A 21,946-nucleotide genomic window follows, 5' to 3' on the forward strand; every position below is an offset into this window, starting at 1 on the left:
CTGGTGGTTTCTTCTGCCAGCCGCTGACAGCCGGTCCCCCGATCATGAGTGCACTCTTCCAGCCTTTTTCCCTGCGCGGTCTCACGCTTGAGAACCGCATCGTCATCTCGCCGATGTGCCAGTACTCAGCTGACAACGGCCAGGCGACGGCGTGGCATCACACGCACCTAGGTAGCTTGTCGCTTTCCGGTGCGGGGTTGCTGATGATCGAGGCGACCGCCGTATCGCCGGAAGGGCGCATCACCAATGGCTGCCTAGGTTTGTGGGACGACGCGACGGAAGCCGCGCTTGCGCGCACACTTTCCGCCATTCGCCAGAACGCGCTGGTGCCGATCGGTATGCAGATCGCGCATGCGGGCCGCAAGGCGTCGAGTGCGCGGCCGTGGGAGGGTGGTGCGCTGTTGCCGCTCGATGCCGGCGGCTGGGAGACGATGGGCCCGTCCGCGCTATCGCAACGCCCTGAAGAGCGTGCGCCGCGCGAAATGACCGACGCCGACCTTGCCCGCGTACGTGATGCGTTTGTCGCCACCGCGCGCCGCGCTGTGCGCCTGGGGTTGGCGGCCATCGAATTGCACGCCGCGCACGGCTATCTGTTGCACGAATTCCTCTCGCCGATTGCCAATCAGCGCACCGATGCGTACGGCGGCTCACGCGAGAACCGCATGCGTTATCCGCTGGAAATTTTCGATGCTGTGCGGGCCGTGGTGCCGGACAACATTCCGGTGGGCGTGCGTGTGTCGGCCACCGATTGGGTGGAGGGCGGCTGGACGCCGGAGGATTCGGTGGTGTTTGCACAGGCGCTGCGCGCGCGTGGTTGCGACTGGATCGATGCGTCGTCAGGCGGCGTGTCGCCGCTGCAGCAGATTCCGTTGTCGACGGGTTACCAAGTGCCGTTTGCCGAGAAGATCCGCAACGAAGCGGATATCCCGACCATTGCCGTCGGCCTCATCAACGAGGCGCATGAAGCCGAGGCCATCGTTGCGGAGGGGCGTGCGGACCTGGTCGCGGTCGGCCGCGCCTTTCTCTACAACCCGCACTGGGCCTGGGCTGCGGCAGCGGAACTGGGCGCCACCGTCAAGGCGCCGCCGCAGTATTGGCGCGCTTTCCCGCGTCATGCCAAGAACCTCTTTGGCGAGACGCATTTCGGCGCGCGCTAATCCACGACCAATCGCGCGTGGGTGTGGTCAGCGCTTGCGGAAGACCACATCCCATACGCCATGCCCAAGGCGCAGGCCGCGCTTCTCGAACTTGGTGACGGGGCGATAATCGGGGCGCGGCGCGAAGCCGTCGGCGGTGTTCTCAAGCGTCGGCTCGGCAGAGAGCACCTCCAGCATCTGGTGGGCGTATTCCTCCCAATCCGTTGCACAGTGCAGATAGCCGCCCGGTTTCAGGTGGGCGGCCAGGCGCGCCACGAACGGGCTCTGGATCAGGCGTCGCTTGTTGTGGCGCTTCTTGTGCCATGGATCCGGGAAGAACACGTGGATGCCATCCAGCGTGCCTTCCGGAATCATGTGCGCCAGCACTTCCACCGCATCGTGCGAGCAGATGCGGATGTTGCCGATCTCGCGTTCGCCGATCAGCTTGAGCAGTGCACCCACGCCCGGCTCGTGCACTTCCACGCCCAGGAAATCGTCGTCCGGACGCAGTTGCGCGATGTGGGCCGTGGTCTCGCCCATGCCGAAGCCGATCTCGAAGATACGCTTGGCGCTGGCGCGCCCGAAGGCGGCTTCCCAGTCGAGCGGCTCGGCGGCGTAGGGCAATTGGAAGCGCGGGCCGAGTTCGTCGATGGCGCGCTGCTGACCGGTAGACGTGCGGCCGGCGCGGCGTACGTAAGAGCGGATGCGGCGCGGGTGGCCGGTTTCCGGCGTACCGGATTGATCGTCGTCAGACGGCTCGACGGGCGTGCCGTCGTTGGTGTGTTCGGTGGACTGCATGGCGGATTCACCACGGACGTGGCGGCAATAAAAAAGCCGCCGAGGGCGGCTTGGGAGATGCCCGGATTATAGCAGCGCAGCCCTATCGGCCCGCAGGCGTCGGCACGGACACGGCAGGTGCCAGCGGCGAGTAGGCGGTTCGATCGGGGGCGCGGGCTCGTCCCGCAGGCGGACCAGTTCCGGGCGGGCAGGCAGGTCCGACGGCAGACGGAGGTTCCAAACCAGGCCGACCCTGCGCAAGGCGATCAGCATCCACCAGCCCGGGTCCCACTCGCCGGCAAACAGGCCCAGGCGAGCCGAGCCCGGGTAGGCGTGATGATTGTTGTGCCAGCACTCGCCCATGGTCAGCAGCGACGCAAAGCGGATGTTGTGGCCTTGCACCGCAGCGCCTTGCACCTCGTAGTGCATGCCGCCGTGGTGGTGCGCGAAGTAGCCGATCAGCCAGTGGCCGAACACCCCGGCCGTCACACGCGCGCAGGTCCCCCAGAACACGAAGCTCCACCCGCCCAACCCGTACAGCAGCAACGCGATAGGTAATTGCTGCAGCATCCACGTACGCTCCAGGAACTGATAGACGCGGTCGTTGGCGATTCGGGGTTCCAATGCGATCAGGGGCGGATCGGTGAGTTGCAACTCACAGTGCAGTTGCCACCAGGCATCCTGCCAGAACGAGCGGCCATGCCGTAGGTAGTCGTGGCAGTCCGGGAGCCGCTGCGCATAGTCACGCAGATCATGCTGGCGTAGCAAGCCGATGGGGCCGGCCAAGCCGACCTGTACGCCAAAGTACACCAGCGTGTACTCCAGCCATTTGGGGCATTGATAGCTATCGTGAATCAGCTTGCGGTGGCTGCCCAGCGAATGCCCCAGCAGCAGAACGCTGCCGGTCGTCAGGACGAAGACAGCGAAGGCTGCCCAACTGAACGTCCAGATGCCACCAACCACCCCTGCCACCGCCATGCCGGTCAACCAAAGCGATTTGACCGGCGCATAGCGGACTTCACCACGGACCACGCTCTGCACATCGGCGGCTTGCACGCGGTGTGTTTTCAGACTCTCGGCAAAATTTTGCACAACAGGTCTCCTTCCCGATGGTGGGAATGCATGACTGCGGTGGTTGCTAGGGTGGGTTGCGCGGCTGCGCGAGACGTCAACCGGGTTTTTCTGTGGCCTTCTTGCGGGATTCGGCCTTGAGCGGGCGAGCAACCGGACACAGCTCGAAGGCATAGCTGGTCAGGCTGTTGACGAGGCTGTCGCCATTGAGCTTGTACAGGACGAACTGGCCGCGCCGCTCGCTGATGACCAACCCGGCGTTCTCCAGTACCGACAGATGGCGCGAGATCGCCGGTGCGCTCATGGCAAAACGCTCGGCAAGCTCAGACGTCGTGAGTTCGGCTTCCGACAGATAGGCCAGGATCTGCCGACGTGGTGTGGACGCCAACGCTTCAAAGATCTTGTCGATGTTGGTCATGATTCAAGGATTAGAAAATTTGTTAATTTATTGTTTGTCGACGACGCATCTGGTGTCAAGGCGAATGTGGGAGAGGGCAGGCACAAAAAAAAACCGGAGCAGTGTCCGGTTTTTTCGAAGAGGCATCGCGGTGAAAAGCAGCGCGATGAAGGGGTATCTGGAGCGGGCGATGGGAATCGAACCCACGGCTCTAGCTTGGGAAGCTAGGGTATTACCATTATACGACGCCCGCGTAACTCCACATTCTATGCGGGGTGATCAAGCTGTGGCAAGTGTAGGTGATGCTCAGTGCGCTTATCGAGCGGCAACGCAGGCCAACGCGAGTATGGATCATTTATAATGACGCCCTTGATAACGGGCCATGCAAGTGCGTTGGGGCCTACGGCAGCAAGCAGTGTCGCAGTTGTTCTGTCGAGTGAATCGACAGCCGCCGATTGCCCGGATACTAGATTCGCGCTGGGGCCAGTGAGCCTCTGGTACGCGAGGTTTCCGCAAGCTCTTTGAGGACTTGCAACGGCGGGTGTCCTTTACGCTCCAAGGCGTGACGCTCGGCCCCGTGCCCATGAAGATGAGAGATGATCAAAGCTAAAGTCGCGGCCGTCAGTACCTACCTACCGACCCCGGTTGTTCACAATGAGGAGCTTGCTGCTTTGTTTCCTGAGTGGACGGCAGAGAAGATTCTGAGTAAGACGGGCATCGCTGAGCGTCGAGTGGCTGCGCCGGACGAAACGGCGGCAGATCTGGCGTTTAGTGCGGCAGAGGCCATGTTTACTGAGCATGGAATTGATCGGAAGTCGATCGACTTCCTGCTGTTCTGCTCGCAATCCCCTGACTACATTCTGCCAACAACGGCATGTGTTCTGCAGAGTCGGCTAGACCTGCGTCAGGATATCGGTGCGCTGGATTTCAACCTTGGGTGCTCAGGATTCGTCTATGGACTGTCCCTTGCAAAAGGTTTGATCGAGGCCGGTAGCGTTCGTAGGGTCCTTTTGCTAACGGCTGACACCTACACAAAGTTCATTCATCCGCGTGACAAGAGCGTGCGCACCATTTTTGGCGATGGGGCAGCTGCGACCTTGATTGAAGCTCAACGGAGTGAGAGTGACGCTATCGGGCCGTTCATTTTTGGCACGAATGGCGGTGGGGCTGAAGATCTCATCGTCAAGACGGGCGGAGCTCGCCATGCTCGTACCGAGGGCTCCGCCGTCGAGTATGAAGATACCTCCGGCAACGTTCGTACCGAAGACCATCTGAAAATGGATGGTGCTGCGGTGATGGCCTTTACGTTGAAGGCGGTACCCGCCTTGGTCAAGGATTTGCTGGATACGGCAGGACTTGCGGTGGACGATCTTGATCATGTCGTTTTTCACCAAGCAAACACGTTCATCCTGGAGAGCTTGCGCAAGAAGTGCAAGATTCCTGAGGACAAGTTTGTCATTCACATGGAGCACTGTGGCAACACCGTGTCGTCAACTATCCCGATCGCGCTTAGCTCTTTGCCGCAGGCTGCGGGGCGTCGTCGCAGAATCTTGGTCGTGGGGTTTGGCGTTGGCTTGTCCTGGGCCGGTACTATCATCGATTACTGACGAATTACCTTTTTATTGATTGGAGAGAAAATTGGAAAAGCTATACGCAGAACTGGCCGAAATTTTAGAGATTGATCCCTCGGCCGTTGGCCCGCAACTGTCGCTGCATGATCATGGTTGGGATTCGCTTGCTGTGGTGTCGACCATCGCGATCGTGGATGAGCTGTTCGACGTCACGCTGGACGGTGCGGCGCTGGGCAAGTGCGCTACGGTTGCCGATATTGAAGCGCTGATCACTCGAGCTACGGCATGAGTAATCGGGTAGCGTCTGGCCGCGCTCATCGTCTTGACGGTGTCGCCATTCGTGGCGTGGCATCCGTGTTGCCGCGCCGTGAGATTGACAATCAACGTTTCGAAGCAGAGTTCGGTGAGGAGTCGGTTCGCGACGTCGTCAAGATGATCGGTGTGCGCAGGCGCTACTGGGTCGAAGAAGGGGTGACAGCCGCGGATTTGTGTTTTCAAGCGGCGGATAAGTTGCTGGCGCGGTTGAGCTGGGATAAATCGACGGTCGATGCCTTGATTTTTGTTTCTCAGACGCCTGACTATCGGCTTCCCGCGACGGCTTGCGTATTACAAGGGCGTCTGGGTTTGGGCACCGCTTGCGCAGCGTTTGATGTCAACTTGGGGTGCTCCGGCTACACCTACGGTCTGTGGTTGGCATCTAGCCTTATCAAAGGAGGTTCGCGCAGAGTGTTGCTGTTGGCGGGCGACACGATCAGTCGAACAGTATCGCCTTCGGATCGCGCTACCGCGATGCTTTTTGGCGACGCAGGTACCGCAACCGCGGTCGAGTTCGACGAGCATGCAGGTTCGAGCGTATTTGTCTTGGGCACCGATGGTCGCGGCGCGACCAACCTCATGATTCCCCAAGGCGCATATCGGAAGAGTGAGGCTCATGATGAGCGGCTTGAGGGTCGCGACCCGACATGTCTCTTCATGGATGGAGGAGAGATATTCAACTTCACGTTGCGCTCGGTACCGCCTTTGACCGCCGATACGTTGTCGTTTGCTGGACGCGCAATCGATGACGTTGATGGTTTCCTGTATCACCAAGCAAACGAGTTCATGCTGAAGCACCTCGCGCGCAAATCAAAGATTTCCGCAGAGAAGTTTCATACCAACATCGACCAATATGGCAATACGAGTTGCGCGTCGATTCCGCTGCTCATGACCACCAATCTAAGCGAGCAACTTGCTGCGTCACGCATGACGTTGTTAATGGCTGGGTTTGGTGTGGGCTATTCGTGGGGTTCTGCTTTGATGGACGTTGGGCCACTCTCTTGCAATGAAATTGAGTTCTACGATGCTGTTTGATCACCAAGCACTTGTTGGGAAGCGTTATTTGATTACCGGTGGATCATCGGGTATCGGTCGGGCGACTGCAGTGGCCTTGGCTGCGTGTGGCGCGTCGCTGGTAGTGATGGGGCGAGATGAGGCCCGTACGCGTGAAACTGTGGCGATGTTGGGTACAGATGCGCCTCACACGCCCGTTGTCGTCGATTTCCAAGACGCTGATACTACGGCGGACGCGGTCAAAGAGGCTGCGGTTGCGGCCGGTGGTGTTGACGGGGTGTTTCATGGTGCAGGTCTTGAACTGCTGCTTCCTATCAAGATGACGAAGCGCTCGAGCCTCGACAAAATGTTCGCGTCGAGTGTTTTCTCCGCTTTCGGGATTGCTCGTGCGCTCTCATTGAAAGGGGTTGTGCGGGAAGAGGGCGGGGCCTTCGTGATCATGTCTTCCGCGGCTGGATTGCGTGGGCAGTCTGGCATGACGGCATATTCTGCAGCCAAGGCCGCCGTGGACGGCATGATGCGTTCGCTAGCTGTCGAGTTGGCACCTCGCGGCATCCGAGTGAACAGCATTGCTGCCGGTGCGGTTGAGACAGCAATGCATGGTCGTCTTGCGAACACACTTCCCTCGGCAGCTATGGAGGCTTACGAGGCAAAGCATCTGCTTGGTTTCGGGCGTCCGGAAGATGTGGCTTCAGCCGCAGTATTTCTGCTCTCGCCAGCCGCACGTTGGATTACCGGCACGACGATGGTTGTAGACGGCGGATTTACGGTGCGCTGATGAAACGATATGTGATCGTGGGGGGCGGCGGATTCGGTCGCGAAGTCATCTCGTGGATCCGCCAGATTGTGGCAGGAGAGGGACAAGGGGATGTTGTTGGTGTTCTTGATAGCAATCCCGCGTGCCTCGATGGTTTCAACTATGGTGTCCCTTATCTGGGGACACCACAGGAATACCAGCATTCCGAGGATGTCGAGCTTGTGCTGGCGGTGGGAAGCCCGGCTACGAAATGTGCACTCGTGGAACAACTGCGTACCCGGGGCGGAAAATTCGCGACCATCATTCATCCTAGCTCAGTGATTGCCGCAACTGCCAGATTGGGCGAAGGGGTAATTGTTTGCCCACAATCACTCGTTTCGGCCGATGCCCAGGTGGGGGATTTCGTGACGATCAATGCTTGTTCTTCAGTCGGTCATGATGCGTGTGTCGGGCAATATGGCACGCTTAGCGCTCACGTAGACATAATGGGGTTCGCCACACTGGGCGACGCCTGTTTCCTAGGCTCTGGTGCACGCGTTATGCCAAAGGTGACGGTTGGCACTCGGTGTACGGTTGGGGCGGGTGCCATCGCCATGCGTCGCCTTCCTGATGGCATGACCCTCTACACTTCGCCTTCCAAGAAGATGTAGCCGGCGCCGCGTGCCCTGTCTGATCCGTGGGCACGCTCTTTTATGGACGCCTCGTTGGCAGAGCTGCCTATTCTGGGCGGCAATCGAATACATTTCGCCACGGAGACGCCGTGCTAGAGAACAAACTTTCCCGCCAGTACTGGCATTTGGTGGCACACCGACGCGAGCTGCCGGCCAACAATGACTATCTCAAGTTGAAATGGGCCGCCGGCGACGTCGTGGTTTTCAACGACGGTGGTGATCTTGTCGCTTTTGACAATCTCTGCCCGCACAGAGGAACGCGTTTCTTTGTTGATGAGAGTGGCAACGCGCCCGCGCATTGTCCTTATCACGGATGGAGCTATCGAGGCGGCAAGGTTCACGTGCCAAATCCAGACAGATTTAAGCCTTGTGATCTTTCTTCTGCACGCTTGAATGCTTTTCAGATGGACTGGGCGGGCGATTTCCTATTCATTGGCATCGAGCCAAAAATGTCGTTGCCCGAGCAGTTGGGTGAGGTAATGCCTCTTTTGGAAGATATCTCCTTCAACATTGCCGGCCGTTTCGATTTCAGCCAGTACGATTATCAATGTAATTGGCGGATCGCTCTCGAGAACGCGCTAGAACCCTACCACATCGACCTGATTCATCCGGAGTCGTTGGGCGCATTGCGTTTGACTGATGGTGCGAACACTTTCCATGGTTTGAACTCGGTCTGGCGAGCCGAATTGGGTGATGCGAGGTTGGACAAGCGCCTCAAGTCAATGAGTCGGCTTTTTTCTGTGGACTTTCAGTATGAAGGTTACTTGAGTTTGTATGTTTTCCCATATGCAATGCTGTCATCGACCTATGGGTTCTCCTATTCGCTCCAAAATTTCTTTCCCGCTTCAGCCGCGAATCTCACTCATTTCTCAAGCCGTTTGTTGACGGCGCCTTCGTTGCCGGGCAAACAAGCACTCGCAGACGTATTCTTCCAGTCTACGGCTGCTGTAAATCGGCAGGTATTCGAGGAGGACCATGAGATCTGCCGCAGAGTACCTAGTGAAGCGATTGATACGCACACCATTCTGGCGGACAACGAAGAGAAGATCCGACACTTCCGGGCGTCAATCGCAGCATCCTGATTTTCTCGCTAGGGTCAGTTGGGGTGCCGACTGCTTTATCTCGCAGTCCCCCCACCATCCGGCTACCCGACGCAGTCTTTAGTCTCTGATCATCAGAGTACCATTGCGTTGCAACACGTGAGGCTGCAAATGCGGCAATGAAAGACAGCGCCCAGAGTAGTCGCTTAGTAAGACTCTTCGCGCGTTTCCCCGCGGGGCTGCTAGTCGTGTCTTGGCTTCCAGTTGCCATCGCTCCTCCACAGATATGCCGGTAGCCTCGTATCACAAAGAGCGCGTCCGATCGGTCAAGTGCGGCACTACACCGTTCGGCGTGGGCGAGCGACGTAACTCTCCTGCTAACCTATTTCGATCCTTGGCGAAGTTACTGCGTCACCAGCTCGATATAAAACTCGGGATACAGATCCTCAAAGCTCTTCCCTTTGGGATTTGAGCGGTCGGCACCATAGGGCACGCGATCCTGCGCGCCAATGTCGGAGATGCGAAAGATATAGGTCAGGCGCGTGCTGTCCTTGGCAATGCTCGGCAGGGAGCTGTGCCAGGTCAGGGAGTCGATCGCGTAGAGCTCGAACAACCCAGATTCCGATTCCACGTAATCGTTCTGATCGAACTCTGGATAGTGTTCGGTGACGACCTCGTAATGGCCAAACGCGTTCTTCGTTGTCTTTGGCAACCCCAGCTTGTGCGTGCGCGGGTAGATGCGGACGCCGCCAGCCTCGCCGTTCAGATTGTTGGTGAGGTTGAGCCAGAACGTGAGCTGTTTTTCGCTCTGCAGCAGATAGGGGAAGTCTTGATGGATGGGGAGGTTGTACCGGTAGTTTTCCTCGCCCGGGGGAAATACATGCAGGGTCTCGCCGTTGTAAGGGCGGACCAGAATGGAAGGGTCTTCGGGCTTGCCGAAGAAGCGTTCCGCGATCTGCTGAATCTGCGGGTTGAAGAACAGGCGCATGCCCGACATGAGCCGCATCGGTCGGGTCCCAATGTCATAGACCCGGCCTAGCAGCTTGCGATCCTTGGCGTTGATTTCCAGCATCACCTGTTGGAGATGGCGCTCCGCCGTGATCGCGTCCCGATTGATGATGGCCTCCCGCAGCAGGCGTTGGGGCGTGCTGTCAAACCGCGTGTCATCCTTCACCAGCACCAACAGGTAGTTGCAGATATCGAAGAACAGCGCTTCGATGTCGCTTTGCAGGGTGTCGGTTGGGACGACCCGTTCCCATCCCTCTTCGGCCAGTGAACCCGTTGTCATGGTCTGGGGCATTTTCTTCGCGCGCGGCTCAGTAGGTCTCTTTGACGATGTAACCGCCCGGGTTATCGGAGAACGGGAATTTCTGAATCTTCGGCGCAATCCCACGCGCCCTGAAGAACTCGTCCACGGCAGAGGCTTCACCGGGGAAGACATCGAAGCCGTATTCATCCAGCAGTAGGACGCCGCCTCTGACCAGTCGATCCCACAGGTGCTCCAGGCCAACCTTGGTGGGCTCATACAGATCAGCGTCCAGGTGAAGGAGCTTGATCTTGGTGCCCGGGTTGTCGCTCGCATACTGCGGGACGGTTTGCCGGATGTCGCCTTCGATGAGTTTGATCCGCGGCTTGTGCGGGGCAAACCGGTCATGGTCGAAGACGTTGATCAGATCCAAGAGTTCTTCGCGATACTGGGCAGAAGACCATCCGCCTTCGACCTTGTCGTTGATGGCCTTGCGTGCGCCGTCCTTCTCATGAAAATCAGGAAAGCCAGCGAAGTTGTCGAACCCGATGACATCGAAGCTTCTGTCGTAGGGCGCAAAGATTTCAGTGAACTGCGCAAATCGGAGCAGCGATTCGCCTTTGAAGACACCAAATTCGACGATATGGCCAGGCAGGTCGTTGACCAGCTTGTAGATCTCGTAATGGCAGATGAGCTTGGCAAGTGCGCGGCGGTTGACATACCGCAGCAGACCGCCGAATCGGAATGCGTCGCGGTTCTTGTCTTCGACCTGCCTTGCGACCAGAGAGAACATGGCCTCTTCGACAAAGTTGTTGTCGGGGCAAGGTGCTGGCTTCTTTCGTTCCATGGTTCTGTCCATTGGGTTTCTGGGCGCATGCAGCGATGCCGCATGATGCAGCGGTAGTATCGGTCCGCACCCAGGATTCTTGAGGCAGCTTGACGAGGTGGCTGTGCGTAGCCGGTGCAGAAGGCTATCGGCTTGGTGGCGTTTCACGACGCCGCCCAGCGCTCCTGCGGTTCTCATCCCACGCCGGAAACACGGTCGAGCGCTTCACTACACCATAGGCAAAGCTCGTGTCGATGGCGGCAATGCCCGGAATGGCATGCAGTTGGCTGCGCACGAATTGCTCGTAGTCCTGCAGGCTTTCCACCAGCACGCGCAGCAGGTAGTCCGCTTCTCCGGTCAGCACGTAGCAGTCCAGGATCGCATCGATGGCGCGGATGCGGTTCTCGAAGGTTGCGACCACCTCCCGCGTGTGCTGCTGCAGGCGGATATGCACGAATGCCGTCACCGGCAGACCGTACGCTTCTTCATCGACGATGGCCGTATAGCCACGGATCACGCCTGCCTCTTCCAGCAGCCGCAGCCGTCGCAGGCAGGGGGAGGGTGACAGGTTGACCCGCTCCGACAACTCCTGATTGGTCAACCGGCCCTCCTTCTGGAGAGCGGCGATGATCTGCCTATCCTTCTTGTCCACGCGATTCTCCTAGATCCTGGATTGGCAGACTCTGCCAATTTGAGCCGCAGTATTGGCGGAAATAACAAGATACTACTTTTTATGCTGGGGCATTCTGTCGTCATTCAGAAATCGAGGATGACGACATGCGCGGTTCGACATTGACGGCAGGAACGGGTGGTCTGGCTGGACGGGACGCCACCCAAACCAGTCCGCTGATCGGGTATGCGGCGATGGTGCTGACGGTGCTGATCTGGGCTGGGTTTGCGCTGTCGATTCGCGCCATTGGTGCCTCGCCGCTGGCACCGGCCGATGTGGCGCTCATCCGATTCGGTCTGCCGACCTTGTTGCTGCTGCCGTTTCTGCCGTCACGCTGGCCGATGCTGCGGCGTGTGAAGCCGCTTAGCGCGCTGATGGTCCTGGTGGGCGGTGGCCTGCCGTTCTTCTTCATGGCGTCTGCCGGCGGCAAGGTGACCTCCGCCGCTCACGTGGCTGCGCTGATCGCGGGCACCACGCCGTTGTCGGTAGCGCTGATCGCCTACGCGCTGGATGGCCAGCGCATCGGCGCGGCGCGGGGGCGGGCCATCGCGATCATCCTCGCGGGCGTGGTGCTGTTGCTGGTGTCGCAAACGCATGCGTCACACGGTGCGTTCGTCGGCGGGGCCGCGCTGCTGTTGCTGGCCAGCCTGCTCTGGGGCAGCTACACGCTGGGGCTGCGCCGTGCCGGGCTCGACGCCATCGGTTGTGCGCTGCTGCTGAGCGTGCCTTCGTTCGTGCTGCTCGTGTTGCTGGTGAGCCTGGGCGTGGTCGACAGCCACATTGGACAGTTCTCCATGACCAGCGCCATGCCGTTCCTGCTGGCCCAGGGCCTGGGGGTTGGCGTGATTTCCAGCGTGTCGTATGCGCTCGCGATCCGTCATCTGGATACGCCGCGCTGTTCCGCGATTGGCTCGATGGCGCCCGCGCTGGCGTGCCTTGGGGCTGTGCCCCTGCTTGGTGAATCGCTGACCCTGACCGTTGTGTGCGGCATTGCTGCGATCACCGCAGGCGTGATCCTCGCAAACCGCGCTTAAGCGCATCGCCTCGTTCTTCTGGAGACCACACCCATGCTTACGACGCTTGCCACTGTTACCCCGGACCCGCTGTGGGGGCTGACTGCCGCTTTCCGTGCTGACCCACGACCCAACAAGGTCGATCTCGTGGTGGGCGTCTACCGCGATGAAACCGGGCGGACGCCGGTCATGGCCGCTGTGAAGATGGCAGAGGAGCGCTTGGCCGCTGCCGGGACCTCCAAGGCCTACCGCGGGTTGGCGGGCAATACCGAGTTCAACGCCGGTCTGGCAGCCCTGCTGCTCGGGCACGACGCGGGGCGCCTGGCGCGCCAGACCACGATGCAGACCGTGGGCGGGACCGGCGCACTGCGACTGCTGGCCGACTTCATCGCCGTGGCGTCGCCCGGCGCGCGCGTGTGGGTGTCCGACCCCGGCTACGTCAACCACGTGCCCATCATGCGGGCGGCAGGACTGATGGTCGAACGCTACCGCTGGCAGGCCGACGGTGGTGTGCTCGACGCTGACGCCGTTCTCGCGGATCTTGCCGCCGCCCGTGCAGGCGATATCGTGCTGCTGCACGGTTGCTGCCACAACCCGACCGGCATCGACATGGGGCTCGGGGTTTGGCAGGCCGTGGCGGAGCGCTGCGCGAAGCAGGGGCTGGTGCCACTGGTCGACATGGCCTATCTCGGGCTTGCTGAAGGCCTGGAGCCGGACACCCAGGGCTTGCGGCAACTCGTCGATGCGCTGGACACAGTGTTGGTGGCGGCGAGTTGCTCGAAGAGCATGGGACTGTATTGCGAGCGCACCGGCGCTGCGATGGTGATCGGCAAGAACATGGCCACGCTGCAACCGGTAGGCGGTGTGCTGGAGCGCATCACGCGCAGCAACTATTCGATGCCGCCGGACCACGGCGCCGCCATCGTCGCCGCCATCCTTGCCGATGCCACGCTGACAGCGTGCTGGCGCGACGAGCTGGAGCACATGCGTCAGCGCATCGTCGGCAACCGGCGTCGGCTTGACGACGCACTGGCCAGCCTGGGAGCGCCTGCCGCGCTGCAGAACCTGTCGCGGCACAAGGGCATGTTTTCCATGCTGCCGCTGGATGCCGATGCCATGGAGCGCCTGCGCGTGGATCACGCCATCTATGGCACCCAGGGTGGTCGCATCAACATCGCAGGGCTGGCGCCGGAGCAGATCGGCCGGGTGGCCGATGCGCTGGTCGCCGTGGCCTCTGAAACGGCAGGTACGCCTGCGTGACCAGCATCAAAGGCAGGGGCCGCGATCGACGCGGCCCCTGTTGCGTTGCGTAGCCGCCGTTACTTCGCTTTGAACCCCGGCAATCCGCTCGCCAGCTTGCTATGCGCCAGCGCGACCGCGTTCTGCACAGCGGTCTGGAAATCGCCGTGCAGATCTTCAACCGGAATGCTGCGGCGGAAGAAGTCAGCCCACACGAACTCTGCAAACGCCGTGGGCGTCTTGTCATAGCCGCCCGCATTGCGCACGTATCCGGCGAGCGATCGATAGGGATCGTCGATCAGCTTCTCCAGGCTGTCAGGAACGGACGCGTAGTAGTGCCGCACGCCATGCTCATCGAGAGGATGGACCCAGCAGCTCTTGTCCATGGCTTTCCAGAAATCCTCGATGGCGTGATCGGATAGATCCGCTTCGACCTCGAAGTAGCCGATGCTCACGCCGGCTTCCAGCGCGGCGCGCCCGAGGTGGTGGTGATCCGTGATGTACAACTTGCTGCCTGGCCCGAGCACAGCGGGAATCGGATGCGCCTGCATGAAGGCCTGCTGGTCTTGGGGCGCAAGCGACTGGAGATGCTTCTTCTTGTCCTGGACTTCGATCATGCCCACGGTGAGTTGCGTAGGGCGCAGGTCGTGGATGGGCGATTCGTGGATCTTGGGCATGGTGGTTCCTCTATGGTTGCTGCCGGCGCCCGACGCCGGCCATCCCACAGCAGCATAGCAAGCGAGGGCGCGTGTAGTGTTCAGCGCGCGTTCACGTGGCCCGCGCGCGAGCCCGTTCCTGGAGGGCGAGCCTGATCTGCGGCAGGACGATGCCCTCAAGCCCGGAAACCGCGTGTGCCTGCCCCCAGATCTGTTCGTCGATCGCTGCAAAGAAGAACGGAACGCCGTGATTCAGCAGAATCCGGCGCCCATCCGGACGCTCGCCGCCGGCCCATGCAAGCGTGGGCGGCAGATCTTCGGGCCGGATTCTTGCTGTGAAGCCGCCCAGCTTCAGCTGCACATAGTCGATCTGATCCAACTCGGGCAGCGCGGTCTTCATCTTTGCCATGCGGCCGAAGTATTCGGCTTGGTAGCCCCGGCAGGCAGGGCAATTGATCGCACCTGCATAGACCAGCGCGATGCGCGAGTTGGCACGCGCCTGCAGCTTTCCGCTGGCACTGAAGCTACCCACGCTGCCTTTGCCGAGGACGCCTTGTGCGCCGTCCTGGAGCATCTTTCGTGCGGCGGCCTGTGTTGCGGCAGCTTCGTCCGCAGTGATGCGTGTCATGCGCACATTGACCGTGCGGCCGTTCGGATAGCGAAGCTCGCCTAGCAATGATGTGTCGCCGGCGGTCAGCACCACACGGATTCTGGAGTTCACGATAGATGAAAACTCCAACTGCAGATGGTCACCCTCGACAAAGCCAGCAACGTCATGCACGTCAGACAGGGCTGCTGCCTCTACGAGCCCGTAGCGCATCTTGCCGACCACGAGCTTGCCATCCTGCAATGCCGCGCCGTCGAGCAGCAACAACCGCTCCTTGGCTTCACCGATGACGGTGACCAGCCAATAGCCATTGAGCGCATCGCCGATCAGGTCGGTCGCGGCGGTGGGCCCGGCCACGACCAAGCCTGCTGCACACCCGAGTACAAGAAACTGGCGTCGACGCATGGCGGCCTCCTGTGCGCATCCAGACCTTGCGGATCGTAGCGCTGGCCGTTTTGAGCGGCGATCCTCCGTTGTGAGGAAGGCTACTGCCGTCGCGCCATCGCCTGCATGGCCGCATCGACAAACCTTGCCGCGGCAAGTTCGCCAGCCATGGGTGTGGCGGCCTTGGCGCAGTCGGCAATCACGTGGCACAGCGATTCCGTGTCTTCCCGGCAGGCGCGCAGCAGCGGCATGGCAGCCCCAGCGGCCGAGCCGAAATGGATGACCGCCAATCGCATCAGCTCTACCTTGACCACGTTGGGCAGCACGTCGGCCAACTCGGGCGAAATGGGCGTCTGAACTGTTGGCGCGAGCGAGGGCAGCGCTTTGGGAGGCGCAACGGGTGCGAGACGCGGCTCGTTGGCCGCTGGCACGTCAACGGGTGCGGCTACGGCTTGCAGGCCGAGTGTCATGCCGGTCAGCGGCGGTAGTTCGTCGTAGATGGGCGATATGGACGATATGGACGATAGGGCGCCGTGCCCGTGTTCGGCGTCATCGTCCAGCAGCGGGCGGTTGAAGTAGGCGATGGGGTCGAAGGCATCAACGGGTACCGCTGGGGCGGGCACGTCTTCCCGCGCGATGCCGGGCAGCACGTCGACCATCCCAGCCAGTTGCAGCCCCGCAAGCAGTTCATCCAGATCGGCCCAGTCGCCCAGCAACTGGTGCAGTTGCCCGACCGTGCGGGCACCATCGATGAGGATGAGCAGATGCCGCTGGCGCATCTGCATGTCATGGCGGTGCGCGGCCAGGGCCTCGCGCCCGTCCTCCGTCTTGATCAGGACGCTCGTCGTAGCAAGCATGTTGACTCCCCGTTAAGCAGCAAGCCCGGCCTCTTGTGTGCCGGTGCAAGCTGTACGTTAGTCAGCACTTTCGAGCGATGCCATCGTACGATTGGCGGAGATTGTTAAACCCGAGGCGAACGATTGGTCTAGCTCCGCCAGGATTCCAGCGCTGGCGCGGCTTCTCCAGGGGTGCTGTTTTGTGCGGCCAGCGTGCGGGCGTAGCTCACATACCACGCCAGCACGTCCGGATTGGCCATGGCGTCGGGGTTGGCAATGCGCTCGGGCGGGGCGCCCAGCAACAGCTTCTTGATCGGCACCTCCATCTTCTTGCCGGACAGCGTGCGCGGCACCCCCGGTGCCTGCACGATGACGTTGGGCACGTGCCGCGCCGACAGCCCAGCCTTGATGCGGGCATTGATCGTGGCGCGCAGCGCATCGTCCAGCACGGACCCTTCGCGCAGAATGACGAACAGCGGCATGAACGACTCGCGCCCGAGAAACTCCAGATCAACGACCAAGCTGTCGAGCACTTCGGGCAGATCCTCCACCACGCGGTACAGCTCGGCGGTGCCCATGCGGATGCCGTGGCGGTTGATGGTCGCATCCGAGCGGCCATAGATGATGGCGCCGCCGCGCGGGGTGATCTTGATCCAGTCGCCGTGGCGCCACTGGCCGGGGTACATGTCGAAGTAGCTGTCGCGGTAGCGGCTGCCGTCGGTGTCGCCCCAGAAGAAGAGCGGCATCGATGGGATGGGCGCAGTGCAGACCAGTTCGCCCACGGCATCAATGAGCGGTTGGCCGGCTTCGTCCAGCGCTTCCACGCGCGAGCCGAGGTTGCGGCATTGCATTTCACCCGCATAGACGGGCAGGGTGGCCACGCCACCCACAAAGCAGCCGGCAAAGTCGGTGCCGCCGGAAATCGGGTTGAGCCAGACGTCGGCCTTCACGTGGCAGTAGATCCAGTCGTACGCCTCGGCCGAGAGCGGCGAGCCGGTCGAGCCGATTGCGCGTAGTTTCGATAGATCAAAATCCCGCCCGGGTTCGATGCCGGCCTTCAGGCAATTGGCGAAGAACGCCGCACCGGCGCCAAAGAACGTTACGCCCGCATCCTGGGCGAAGCGCCACAGCGTATTGAGATCGGGCGTGCCGGGATTGCCGTCGTAGATCGCGAGCGTGACGCCACCGAGCAGCCCGCTCGCCTGCGAATTCCACATGACCCAGCCGGTGCTGCTGTACCAGTGGTAGACGTCGTTGGGGCCGAGGTCGAGGTGCAGCGCGCCCATCATCGTTTGCACCAGCAGCAGGCCGCCGTGGCCGTGCACGATGGGCTTGGGCATGCCGGTGGTGCCGGACGAATACAGAATCCACAGTGGGTGGTCGGCCGCCACGGGAGTGATGACGAGCGGCACGTCGTTGCTTGTGAGGTCGCGCCAGTCCTTGGCTTGCGGGAAGCGTGCGCGGTTGATGTCGCCGAGCAGTTGCGGCACGAGGACGAGGTGTTCGACGGTCGGCAGCGCAGCGACCATCTCTGCGACCACGTCGAAACGGTCGAACGCGCGGCCACCATAGTGATAGCCATCCACCGCGATCAGCACCTTGGGCTCGATCTGCCGGAAGCGATCGGTGACGGCCACCTGGCCCATATCGGGCGCGCAGACGGACCAGATCGCCCCCACGCTGGCCGTAGCGAGAAACGCGATGATCGCGTCCGGCGTGTTCGACAGGTACGCGGCCACGCGGTCGCCGGGCTCCACGCCCATCTTGCGCAAGGCATCGGCCAGCGAAGCGACGCGCTGGCGCAGCTCGCGCCACGACAGGTCTGCCAGGGGTTTGGTCTCGCTCGCGTAGCGGATGGCGGTGCGGTCGGGGCTGCCGCCTTCTTCCACGTGCCGCATCACCTGATCGACGTAGTTGAGCTTGGCGCCCACCAGCCATTGCGCGCCAGGCATCGTGCGGTCGCCGAGCATCTTGGTGAAGGGCGTGGAGGCGCGCAGGTCGAGGTAGTCCCAGACGGAAGTCCAGAACGCTTCGAGTTCGGTGGTGGACCACTCCCAGAGCTTGGCGTAGCCCTCGGGCGTGTTGGCAGAGAAGTGCAGCCCGCGTTCGCGCGCGAGCCAGTCGAGGTAATGCGTCAGGCGCGAGCGCGCAATGAAGTCAGCCGATGGCGTCCACAGCAGGGCGCCTTCCTGGATGGTGCTCATGTGTCTCCTCCGCCGCTAGGCAAGGGGGAGGCCGCCCGCTCTATCTATGCGGCGGGTCGGCCGTGTGGGTTTGCGGCTTAGATGCCGCCCATGCACAGGTATTTGAGTTCGAGGTATTCGTCGATGCCGTAGACCGAACCTTCACGGCCGAGGCCCGATTGCTTGATGCCGCCGAACGGCGCCACCTCGTTCGAGATCAGCCCGGTATTGATGCCGACCATGCCGTATTCGAGCTGCTCAGCCACGCGCCAGATGCGGCCGATGTCGCGGCTGAAGAAGTACGAGGCGAGGCCGAATTCGGTGTCGTTGGCCAGGCGCACGACTTCCGCTTCGTCCTGGAATTTGAAGATGGCGGAGACGGGCCCGAAAGTCTCTTCGCGTGCGATCAGCATGTCGGGCGTGGCGTCGGCCAGCACGGTCGGCTCCACAAAGCGCTGCGAGCCGAAGCCCTGCATCAGCTTGCCACCGGCGGTCAGGCGCGCGCCTTTCTGCGTGGCGTCGTTGATGTGGCGTTGCACCTTCTCCACGGCCTGGTCGTCGATCAGCGGGCCCTGCACCACGCCGGTGTCGAACCCATTGCCGACCTTGATGCCTTTGACCTTGGCCGAGAGCTTTTCGACAAACGCGTCGTACACCGAGGCGTGCACGTAGAAGCGGTTCGTACACACGCAGGTCTGGCCCGCGTTGCGGTACTTCGATTGCACTGCGCCTTCGACGGCGGCATCGATGTCCGCATCGTCAAACACGATGAACGGCGCGTGGCCACCCAGCTCCAGCGCCACCTTCTTCACCGTCGGCGAGCACTGTTGCATCAGGATGCGGCCCACCGGCGTCGACCCCGTGAACGACAGATGCCGCACGATCGGCGATTCGCACAGCGCTTTACCGATGGCGATTGAACGGTCGGCATCGCCCGTCACCACATTGACCACGCCCTTGGGAATGCCCGCGCGGTGCGCCAGTTCGGCCATCGCCAGTGCAGACAGCGGTGTCTGCTCGGCCGGCTTGATGACGATGGTGCAGCCCGCCGCCAATGCCGGCGCCACTTTACGGGTGATCATCGCCAGCGGGAAGTTCCACGGCGTAATGGACGCACACACGCCCACCGGCTGTTTGAGCACCACCATGCGCTTGTCGCGCCAGGTGCTGGCCATCACGTCGCCCGAGACGCGCTTGGCTTCTTCGGCAAACCATTCGATGAACGACGCGCCGTAGACGATTTCGCCCTTGGCTTCGGCCAGCGGCTTGCCTTGCTCGGCGGTCATCAGCGCAGCGAGGTCGTCGGCGTTGGCGATGAGCAAGTCGAACCAACGGCGCAGGATGATTGCGCGATCCTTGCCGGTCAGTTCGCGCCAGGCCAGCCATGCCGCGTTGGCGGCGTCGATGGCCCGCAGCGTTTCGGCGTGGCCCAGATTAGCGACGTCAGCCAGGTGCGCGTTAGTGGCCGGGTCGTGAACGGCGAAGGTAGCGCCGTCCGCTGCGCCTACCCAGGTGCCGTCCACATAGGACTGCGTCTTGACGAGGGTGCGATCTTTGATGCGTTCCAGCGCGTTGGCGGTGGTGTGGGAGTCGAGTGCTTCGGCCATGGCGGTCTCCGAAAGGAAAGAAGGCAGACCGGGAGGCCTGCCTTTTAGATGCAGCAGTCGCTTAACTCGCTAAGAATAACCGAACGACCGTTCGCTCGCAGACTGAGCCGCCAAGCCTTGTGGCTATTGGAAGAGCGTGTCCCACATGGTGTCGACCTTGGCCTTGACGGCGGCATCCATGACGATGGGCTGACCCCATTCGCGTGTGGTTTCGCCGGGCCACTTATTGGTGGCGTCGATGCCCATCTTGGAGCCCAGGCCCGACACCGGCGAGGCGAAGTCGAGGTAGTCGATCGGCGTGTTCTCGACCATCACCGTGTCGCGCGCCGGGTCGACTCGGGTGGTGATCGCCCAGATCACTTCCTTCCAGTCGCGCAGGTTCACGTCGTCGTCCACCACCACGATGAACTTCGTATACATGAACTGCCGCAGGAAGCTCCACACGCCAAACATCACGCGCTTGGCGTGGCCGGCGTACTGCTTCTTCATGCTGACCAGCGCCATGCGATAGCTGCAGCCTTCGGGCGGCAGGTAGAAATCCGCAATCTCCGGAAACTGCTTCTGCAGCAGCGGCACGAACACTTCGTTGAGTGCCACGCCCAGCACGGCCGGCTCATCGGGCGGCTTGCCTGTATACGTGGAGTGATAGATCGGGTCGCGCCGCATGGTGATGCGCTCGACCGTGAAGACCGGGAACCAGTCTTGCTCGTTGTAATAGCCAGTGTGATCGCCGAACGGGCCTTCGAGCGCGTGCTGATAGCCACTCGGGTGCGTCGGGTCCGGCTGGATGTGGCCTTCGAGGACGATTTCTGCGCCGGCCGGTACCTGCAGTTGCGCCTGCGCCAAGGATGGTGTGAGGCACGTCGCGAGTTCCGTTCTGCTGCCGCGCAGCAAGCCCGCGAATTGGTACTCAGAGAGCGTATCCGGCACCGGCGTCACCGCGCCGAGGATCGTGGCCGGGTCCGCGCCCAGCGCCACGGCAATCGGAAACGGCTGGCCCGGATTGGCGATGGCGTGCTCGCGGAAATCCAGCGCGCCGCCCCGGTGCGCCAGCCAGCGCATGATGACCTGATTGCGGTTGATCACCTGCTGGCGATAGATGCCCAGGTTCTGCCGCTTCTTGTGCGGCCCGCGCGTGATGACCAGCCCCCACGTGACGAGCGGTGCTGCATCGCCCGGCCAGCACGTCTGCACGGGAATGCGCGAGAGGTCGACGTCATTGCCCTCCCACACGATCTCCTGGCATGCCGGCGACGACACCTTGCGCGGGGCCATGTCCCACACGGCCTTGGCCATCGTCCACAGCTTGCCGGCCTCGCGCAGGCCACGCGGCGGCTCGGGTTCCTTCAATGCAGAGAGCAGACGACCCACGTCGCGCAGTTCGTCGAGCGACTCGGCGCCCATGCCCAGCGCCACGCGGCGCGTTGTGCCAAACAGGTTGGCGAGCACAGGTATGTCGTACTTGCGCGTGCCGTCCACCGGCTGTTCGAAGAGCACCGCTGGGCCCTCGGCACGCAGCAGACGATCGCAGACTTCGGTCATTTCCAGCCGCGGCGAGACCGGTTGGCGCACCCGGCGCAGCTCACCGGCGCGCTCCAGTTGGGTGAGGAAGTCACGTAAGTCCCTGTATTGCATGGATTTTTGTAACTAAAGGTAAGGGGTAGGGCACCTATTGCGCACATCGCGGGGCGGTCAGACGGCCGGCTCAGCACGATTTTTTTGGTGTAGGCGAGGTGGCCGGGATTGTACGGCCAAAACTTCGCGGCACCCTGATGACAGAACGAACCGCGGGTCAGCTAGTCCCAACAATGGGGGCTTCATCATAACTTTTTGATATGAAAAACGTATTCTTTATGATTGACTTGGCATAACGCGCTTCCTACAATCCATTCCGATCTGGTAATTGTTGCGTTGCAACATGTTTTCGGCT

General features: G+C 61.5%; 21 protein-coding genes and 1 tRNA gene. 9 read left to right on the plus strand and 13 right to left on the minus strand.

Annotated elements, in window-relative coordinates; genetic code table 11:
• Window positions 1–44 precede the first annotated feature (44 nt).
• Window positions 45–1,157: an NADH:flavin oxidoreductase/NADH oxidase gene (locus tag F7R11_RS06350; protein ID WP_064802026.1), complete on the plus strand. Its 1,113-nt coding sequence runs from the start codon at window positions 45–47 to the stop codon at window positions 1,155–1,157.
• Between the two features lie 27 nt (window positions 1,158–1,184).
• Here the strand turns inward: F7R11_RS06350 and trmB are convergent, their stop codons facing one another.
• The 4 genes from trmB to F7R11_RS06370 all read right to left on the minus strand — a co-directional run bounded on the left by trmB (window position 1,185) and on the right by F7R11_RS06370 (window position 3,634).
• The gene (trmB, locus tag F7R11_RS06355) at window positions 1,185–1,934 is read right to left on the minus strand and encodes a tRNA (guanosine(46)-N7)-methyltransferase TrmB (protein ID WP_064802028.1); all 750 of its coding nucleotides are present in this window, start codon (window positions 1,932–1,934) and stop codon (window positions 1,185–1,187) included.
• 66 nt (window positions 1,935–2,000) lie between these two features.
• Window positions 2,001–3,005, minus strand: a complete 1,005-nt coding sequence (locus tag F7R11_RS06360) for an acyl-CoA desaturase (RefSeq protein ID WP_231973161.1) — start codon at window positions 3,003–3,005, stop codon at window positions 2,001–2,003.
• Window positions 3,006–3,081: 76 nt separating this feature from the next.
• On the minus strand, window positions 3,082–3,402 hold the full coding sequence (locus tag F7R11_RS06365; protein ID WP_064802030.1) for a metalloregulator ArsR/SmtB family transcription factor: 321 nt from the start codon (window positions 3,400–3,402) through the stop codon (window positions 3,082–3,084).
• Between the two features lie 158 nt (window positions 3,403–3,560).
• A tRNA-Gly gene (locus tag F7R11_RS06370) sits at window positions 3,561–3,634 on the minus strand.
• A gap of 343 nt (window positions 3,635–3,977) precedes the next feature.
• On the opposite strand from F7R11_RS06370, the gene F7R11_RS06375 reads away from it, so the two are divergent.
• The 6 genes from F7R11_RS06375 (at window position 3,978) to F7R11_RS06400 (ending at window position 8,791) form a co-directional block, all read left to right on the plus strand.
• Window positions 3,978–4,988 carry a 3-oxoacyl-ACP synthase III family protein gene (locus tag F7R11_RS06375; RefSeq protein ID WP_064802032.1) on the plus strand — a complete coding sequence of 337 codons (1,011 nt, stop codon included), beginning with the start codon at window positions 3,978–3,980 and terminating at the stop codon, window positions 4,986–4,988.
• A 31-nt stretch (window positions 4,989–5,019) separates the two neighbouring features.
• Window positions 5,020–5,241 (plus strand): acyl carrier protein, encoded by a 222-nt coding sequence (locus F7R11_RS06380; protein WP_064802035.1) that lies wholly within the window; start codon window positions 5,020–5,022, stop codon window positions 5,239–5,241.
• The gene (locus F7R11_RS06385) at window positions 5,238–6,302 is read left to right on the plus strand and encodes a ketoacyl-ACP synthase III (protein ID WP_064802036.1); all 1,065 of its coding nucleotides are present in this window, start codon (window positions 5,238–5,240) and stop codon (window positions 6,300–6,302) included. The genes F7R11_RS06380 and F7R11_RS06385 overlap by 4 nt, the downstream gene beginning before the upstream one ends.
• Window positions 6,295–7,059, plus strand: a complete 765-nt coding sequence (locus F7R11_RS06390; RefSeq protein ID WP_390624362.1) for an SDR family NAD(P)-dependent oxidoreductase — start codon at window positions 6,295–6,297, stop codon at window positions 7,057–7,059. The genes F7R11_RS06385 and F7R11_RS06390 overlap by 8 nt, the downstream gene beginning before the upstream one ends.
• The gene (locus F7R11_RS06395; RefSeq protein WP_082932783.1) at window positions 7,059–7,688 is read left to right on the plus strand and encodes an acetyltransferase; all 630 of its coding nucleotides are present in this window, start codon (window positions 7,059–7,061) and stop codon (window positions 7,686–7,688) included. The genes F7R11_RS06390 and F7R11_RS06395 overlap by 1 nt, the downstream gene beginning before the upstream one ends.
• A 110-nt stretch (window positions 7,689–7,798) precedes the next feature.
• Window positions 7,799–8,791 carry an aromatic ring-hydroxylating oxygenase subunit alpha gene (locus tag F7R11_RS06400; RefSeq protein ID WP_064802041.1) on the plus strand — a complete coding sequence of 331 codons (993 nt, stop codon included), beginning with the start codon at window positions 7,799–7,801 and terminating at the stop codon, window positions 8,789–8,791.
• Window positions 8,792–9,152: 361 nt separating this feature from the next.
• Here F7R11_RS06400 and F7R11_RS06405 read toward each other — a convergent pair whose 3' ends face one another.
• The 3 genes from F7R11_RS06405 to F7R11_RS06415 form a co-directional block, all read right to left on the minus strand.
• Window positions 9,153–10,049, minus strand: coding sequence for a phytanoyl-CoA dioxygenase family protein (locus F7R11_RS06405; RefSeq protein WP_151180514.1), 897 nt, complete (start codon window positions 10,047–10,049; stop codon window positions 9,153–9,155).
• Between the two features lie 16 nt (window positions 10,050–10,065).
• Window positions 10,066–10,842 carry a TylF/MycF/NovP-related O-methyltransferase gene (locus F7R11_RS06410; RefSeq protein WP_167317169.1) on the minus strand — a complete coding sequence of 259 codons (777 nt, stop codon included), beginning with the start codon at window positions 10,840–10,842 and terminating at the stop codon, window positions 10,066–10,068.
• Between the two features lie 124 nt (window positions 10,843–10,966).
• The gene (locus F7R11_RS06415) at window positions 10,967–11,473 is read right to left on the minus strand and encodes an Lrp/AsnC family transcriptional regulator (protein WP_021195264.1); all 507 of its coding nucleotides are present in this window, start codon (window positions 11,471–11,473) and stop codon (window positions 10,967–10,969) included.
• A gap of 125 nt (window positions 11,474–11,598) precedes the next feature.
• On the opposite strand from F7R11_RS06415, the gene F7R11_RS06420 reads away from it, so the two are divergent.
• Entirely contained in the window at window positions 11,599–12,525 is a 927-nt protein-coding gene (locus F7R11_RS06420; protein WP_082932785.1) for a DMT family transporter, read from the plus strand.
• A gap of 33 nt (window positions 12,526–12,558) precedes the next feature.
• Window positions 12,559–13,764, plus strand: a complete 1,206-nt coding sequence (locus F7R11_RS06425; protein ID WP_064802045.1) for an aromatic amino acid transaminase — start codon at window positions 12,559–12,561, stop codon at window positions 13,762–13,764.
• A 59-nt stretch (window positions 13,765–13,823) separates the two neighbouring features.
• On the opposite strand, the gene F7R11_RS06430 is transcribed toward F7R11_RS06425, so the two are convergent.
• From F7R11_RS06430 to ubiD, 6 genes are all read right to left on the minus strand, one after another.
• Entirely contained in the window at window positions 13,824–14,420 is a 597-nt protein-coding gene (locus tag F7R11_RS06430; RefSeq protein WP_064802047.1) for a ParB-like protein, read from the minus strand.
• Between the two features lie 91 nt (window positions 14,421–14,511).
• Complete coding sequence (locus tag F7R11_RS06435) at window positions 14,512–15,363, minus strand: hypothetical protein (protein ID WP_151180515.1); 852 nt, start codon at window positions 15,361–15,363, stop codon at window positions 14,512–14,514.
• 128 nt (window positions 15,364–15,491) lie between these two features.
• Window positions 15,492–16,247 (minus strand): hypothetical protein, encoded by a 756-nt coding sequence (locus tag F7R11_RS06440; RefSeq protein WP_064802051.1) that lies wholly within the window; start codon window positions 16,245–16,247, stop codon window positions 15,492–15,494.
• Window positions 16,248–16,375: 128 nt separating this feature from the next.
• Window positions 16,376–18,430: an acetoacetate--CoA ligase gene (locus tag F7R11_RS06445; RefSeq protein WP_064802053.1), complete on the minus strand. Its 2,055-nt coding sequence runs from the start codon at window positions 18,428–18,430 to the stop codon at window positions 16,376–16,378.
• A gap of 77 nt (window positions 18,431–18,507) precedes the next feature.
• Window positions 18,508–20,016, minus strand: a complete 1,509-nt coding sequence (locus tag F7R11_RS06450; RefSeq protein WP_064802055.1) for an NAD-dependent succinate-semialdehyde dehydrogenase — start codon at window positions 20,014–20,016, stop codon at window positions 18,508–18,510.
• 123 nt (window positions 20,017–20,139) lie between these two features.
• Window positions 20,140–21,651: a 4-hydroxy-3-polyprenylbenzoate decarboxylase gene (ubiD, locus tag F7R11_RS06455; RefSeq protein ID WP_031329456.1), complete on the minus strand. Its 1,512-nt coding sequence runs from the start codon at window positions 21,649–21,651 to the stop codon at window positions 20,140–20,142.
• Between the last annotated feature and the right edge of the window lie 295 nt (window positions 21,652–21,946).

Source organism: Ralstonia insidiosa (assembly GCF_008801405.1).
GTDB lineage: Bacteria > Pseudomonadota > Gammaproteobacteria > Burkholderiales > Burkholderiaceae > Ralstonia > Ralstonia insidiosa.